Here is a 4,471-nt window from a genome sequence, read left to right as displayed (position 1 = left end):
GCCGTACTGGTTTAAAGTTAATCCACTATATTAGCCAGCATTGATTCATGCTAAAAGGTCGTCTGAAATCTTTTTCAGACGACCTTTTGACTTGCCGGAGCAAATTCTGATTATTGGGCAGATTCAGCGTTTTCGGGAACTTCTTCAGGAACTTCTGAGGCAGCTTCGCTTTCTTGTTCCAACATATTATCAGCAGATGAGTCTTGCTCAGGGAGGTTGTTGGCATCAAATTTTTCAGAAGGCATGTTGTTCATTGGTGCTTCATATGCAGGCTGTCCCAAATTGTATTGCTGCATGGCTTCGGCAGGAAGATTTTTCATTATAAAAAATACTAGTGGGATCATGATAATGAGGCAAACCAGAGCAATCCACAAATAAGCTTGCATGAGGTGTTTGCGGTTTTTATTGCCGTCCCCAAATGCCCAGACAAATATCATGATAGGGTTTACTATAGGAATAGCGAGTATCAGGAGTGTGATGAGCCAATCCTTGACGGTCATGACTGCAGTGTCGTTGGGTACATTAGGGTGTGGAGTGTTATTTTGATCCATGAATAAACTACCTGAATGAAAGTAAATGAATAGGTCGGCAGCGGGCGGTTTTAATTTCTAATGTTTTAAAATGTGCTGAATGTTAAAGCGGTGACGCTGTATAGAATCATTTTGCACTTTTACCCGACTGCCCGGCGATTGCAACATATATTTTATCCCAGCTGCAAGGAGGGGAATGTTATCTTTCATTCCGTTTTCATGCAAGTGGGCGGGTGGCGGGATAAGGCATTGAGGTGGGATGTGTTGGATTTTGGGTCATATGCGGATGGGTTTTAATGGAATGGGGCGGCTTTGCCGTGTTCTATTAAATTCAATCCACTATGGGTAAGAAACTCAGAAGCGGGTTGATGAAATGGGGTGATGTGCGGGTTGGTGCCGCAAAAGGAAATTTAATGTAAAGGTCGTCTGAAAATAGGTTTTCAGACGACCTTTAGGATTGTGAACTATTCTGCGGCAGGTTTTACCGTGTTGCGGACATCGCCGCTTTTTTCTTTGTGTTTCAGCACTGCACGGTCGAGCTTGTCCATCAGAACATCAATGGCGGCGTACATATCTTGTTCAACGGCCTCGACGTGGAGGTCTTTACCCGCCAGATGGATGTCTGCTTCAGCCTGTTGATTGAGTTTTTCCACGGAAAGGGTAATGGTAACGGAAATGGCGTTGGCTGCGTGGCGGTTGATGCGTTCCAATTTTTCGGAAACGTAGTTTTTGATGGCCTCGGTAACGTCGAAATTCAGACCGGTGATTTTCAGATTCATAATACAGCTCCTTCGGTGGGGTTCAGTCCGTCAGAAACGGAACGGGAAAACTGCGGTTTAAAACTGTCATTCGGTAAGTTTGCGTTTGTGTGCCGGCGGGATGTCGAGCGATTCCCTGTATTTGGCGACGGTGCGGCGGGCGATGTCTATGCCCTGTTGTTTGAGGAGGCGGACAAGGGTTTCGTCGGAATGGGGCTTGCTGCTGTCTTCGTTTTCGATAATCTGCCCCAAAACGGCTTTAATCGCGCCTTGGCTCAGGCCTTCTTTGTCGCCTTCGGAATTGACTGCCTGTGTGAAGAAATAGCGTAACGCAAATAGTCCGCGCGGGCAAGACAAATATTTTTGGTTGGCGGCGCGCGAAATGGTGCTTTCGGCAAGCCCCAATTCGGCGGCTGCGTCTTTCATGAGCATGGGCGCGAGTCCGATTTCGCCGAAGATGAAGAAGTCTTCCTGATTTTTGACGATGTATTCGGCAAGGCGGATGACGGTGCTTTTGCGCAGTTCGAGGGAGTCGATGCGCTGCTTGGCTTCGTTGATTTTTTCTTTCCACTCGGGCGCGCCGTCTTCTGCGGATTTCATGAGTTCGCAGTATTCACGGTTGAGTTGCAGTTTGGGCCAGGCGGCTTCGTTGCCGATGACTTTCCAGCCGTCTTTGCCTTCTTTGACCCAAACGTCGGGCTGGATGTAGGCGGTCGGTTCGGAGGAGGCGAAACCGTAGGCGGGGTAGGGGTTGAGCGTGGCGATGATGTCGAGTGCGGCTTCTATGGTTTCGCTGTCGATTTCGGGAAAGAGTTTGCGGAAGCGGATGATGTTTTGTTTGCGGTTTTTGCCCAAATCGTGCAGCGAACTTTGGATGAGGTGGGCGGCCGCCTGACGCGCGGGGCTGGCGGGCAGGCGCATGAGTTGGAGCATCAGGGATTCGGTCAGGTCGGCGGCGGCAACGCCGGGCGGGTCGAAGGTCTGCAAAAGGTCGAGGGCGTTTTGCAGCTCGTCTTCGTCCAGCATCCATTCCAAGGGCGTGTTGTCGATAACGTCTTGAATGCTGTCGGTGAAATAGCCTTGGTCGTCCAGGAAGTCGATAAGGATGTGGACGTAGGCGGCTTCTTTGTCGGAAAGGGGGTGTTCGCACACTTGGGCGTGCAGGTATTGGTTGAAATCTTCTTCTTTGGCGATGTTGAGCCACGCATCTTCGGCATCGTCGCCGCCGAGGTGGTTGCTGCGCGGCATGGTGGTACCGTGATTGAACTCTGCGTCTGCAAATTCGTCGGCTTCGGGACGTTCGAGCAGGGGATTGTCCTGCAACCAGTCTTCGATCTCGCGTTCGAGTTCGATACCGGACATTTGCAGGATGCGCAGGGATTGTTGCAGACGTTGGTTGAGTTGTTGGGTCTGCCTAAGTTTGAGGCCGAGTAAGGTCATGGTGCAATGTATGTTGATTGGTTTTATGGTGGATTGGATTTGAAGCGGCGCGGCTTGGCTTACATTACGCTGTCAACTGCTTCTTGTTCATCCACTATGTGATTTCAGACGACGTTTGGTTTGGTAAGGAGGCGAAGAAAGGGTCGTCTGAACGGATTTTGCAGTGTGTTTATAGGCGTTTGGTCAACGCTTTTTATTTTTTATCCTAGATGTGTATTTCAACATTTTGCCTTGCCGCCGTCAACTGACGAGGCATGTTTGAAGATGGGTATCCGGATATTGATGATGTGGGTTGGAGATTTGTTTGTTGATGGTTTTTATAAAAATTTAAATAAATCATATGTTTGATTATATTTAAGGTGTGATTGTTTGGACGGCGTGCGTTTCATTGTATATGAGGCTGGTTTTTGTCCGACGTTGTCATTTGTGGGAAAAGGGGTACGGGCATCGAATGCTTCGGGATCATGAAACGGCATTAAAGGTCGTCTGAAATCCTGTTCTCTAAAGCTTTGGGCTTTGTTGAACCTGAATTTTCAGACGACCTTCATTCATTTACCGCTTATTTATTGTTCGGATGGGATTCCATCGGTGCAGACAAAGGCAGTTCGGGCATGGTGCGGGCGGAGTCGGAAACATTGCCGGACAGAGTTTTCAGGAAGGCAACGATGTTGTCGGTATCTTCTTTCGATAAGTCTTTGCCCAGTTGCGCTTTACCCATGATGGTAACGGCTTTGTCCAATTCCCAAACGCTGCCGTTGTGGAAATATGGATAAGTTTTGGCGACGTTGCGCAAGCCCGGGACGCGAAAGAAGAATTCGTCTTCGGCTTTTTTGGTTACGTCGGCACGGCCTTTGTCGTGTTTCGGATCTTCGATGAATTTCCAGTACGGGCCTTCAACCAAACCGAATTTTTGGAAGGTTGCGCCGCCGAGGTTGACACCGCTGTGGCAGGCGATACAGCCGTTGTCCATAAAGGCGCGCACGCCTTTGCGCTCTTGTTCGTTCAGGGCGTTGACATTGCCTTTGAGGTAGTCGTCCCATTTGGTCGGCGTCAACAGGGTGCGTTCGAATGCGCCCAGTGCGGTGGTGATATTTTTGAAGGAAACTACGCCGTCTTCGGGGAAGGCGGTTTTAAACAGTTCTTGATATTCGGGGATTTTGGCGATTTTGGCTGCGGCTGCTTCTTGCGAGTCGTTTGCCATTTCCACAGGGTTGACCAACGGTCCGCCGGCTTGTTCTTCAACGTCGGCCGCGCGGCCGTCCCAGAACTGCATGCCGAGCAAGGCGGCGTTTAAAGCGGTCGGGGAGTTGCGTCCGCCGAACTGTCCTTTATGGCCTTGGCTGGTCGGCAGGTTGTCCACGCCTGCGGTGGCAAGGTTGTGGCAGGAGTTGCAGCTTACGGTGTTGCCTTTGGAGAGGCGCGGCTCATACCATAATTGATGGCCGAGTTTGACCTGTTCGTCGGTAAACGGGCGCAGTTTCTGCATTTCTTCGGCACTCGGCAGCGGTTTGAAGATGCCTTGTGCGCGTTTGAGCAGCTCTTGATCTTCAGGAGATGCATTGCTGTCAACGGCGGCTTGGGACGCTGCTGAGGCTGCTGAGGCAGCGTCAGGGGTCGTCTGAACGGCAGAGGCCTCGGTCGGTGCGGAAGCAGGTTTTTGTTCCTTGCTTTCCTGTCCGCCACAGGCGGCTAATGCGGATAAAACAGCAAGAGACCTTTGCAAAATTCCCCAAAATCCCCTAA

Annotated in this window: 4 protein-coding genes; all 4 read right to left on the bottom strand. The window is 50.4% G+C overall.

Translation table 11 applies throughout. From position 1 onward, the window contains the following. Positions 1-110: 110 nt before the first annotated feature. The 4 genes from HMPREF3050_RS06110 to HMPREF3050_RS06095 all read right to left on the bottom strand — a co-directional run bounded on the left by HMPREF3050_RS06110 (position 111) and on the right by HMPREF3050_RS06095 (position 4,454). On the bottom strand, positions 111-551 hold the full coding sequence (locus HMPREF3050_RS06110) for a hypothetical protein (RefSeq protein WP_009312810.1): 441 nt from the start codon (positions 549-551) through the stop codon (positions 111-113). A 443-nt stretch (positions 552-994) separates the two neighbouring features. Then, on the bottom strand, positions 995-1,309 hold the full coding sequence (gene raiA, locus HMPREF3050_RS06105) for a ribosome hibernation-promoting factor, HPF/YfiA family (protein ID WP_003757098.1): 315 nt from the start codon (positions 1,307-1,309) through the stop codon (positions 995-997). 66 nt (positions 1,310-1,375) lie between these two features. Further along, on the bottom strand, positions 1,376-2,728 hold the full coding sequence (gene rpoN / locus HMPREF3050_RS06100) for an RNA polymerase factor sigma-54 (protein ID WP_039408316.1): 1,353 nt from the start codon (positions 2,726-2,728) through the stop codon (positions 1,376-1,378). 559 nt (positions 2,729-3,287) lie between these two features. Further along, positions 3,288-4,454, bottom strand: a complete 1,167-nt coding sequence (locus HMPREF3050_RS06095) for a cytochrome-c peroxidase (protein ID WP_070774126.1) — start codon at positions 4,452-4,454, stop codon at positions 3,288-3,290. Positions 4,455-4,471 lie beyond the last annotated feature (17 nt).

Origin of the sequence: Neisseria sp. HMSC065D04, assembly GCF_001815675.1 — a bacterium.
Taxonomy (GTDB): Bacteria; Pseudomonadota; Gammaproteobacteria; order Burkholderiales; family Neisseriaceae; genus Neisseria.
Note: the sequence above shows the minus strand (reverse complement) of the source record. Positions and strands in the feature narration are given on the sequence as shown.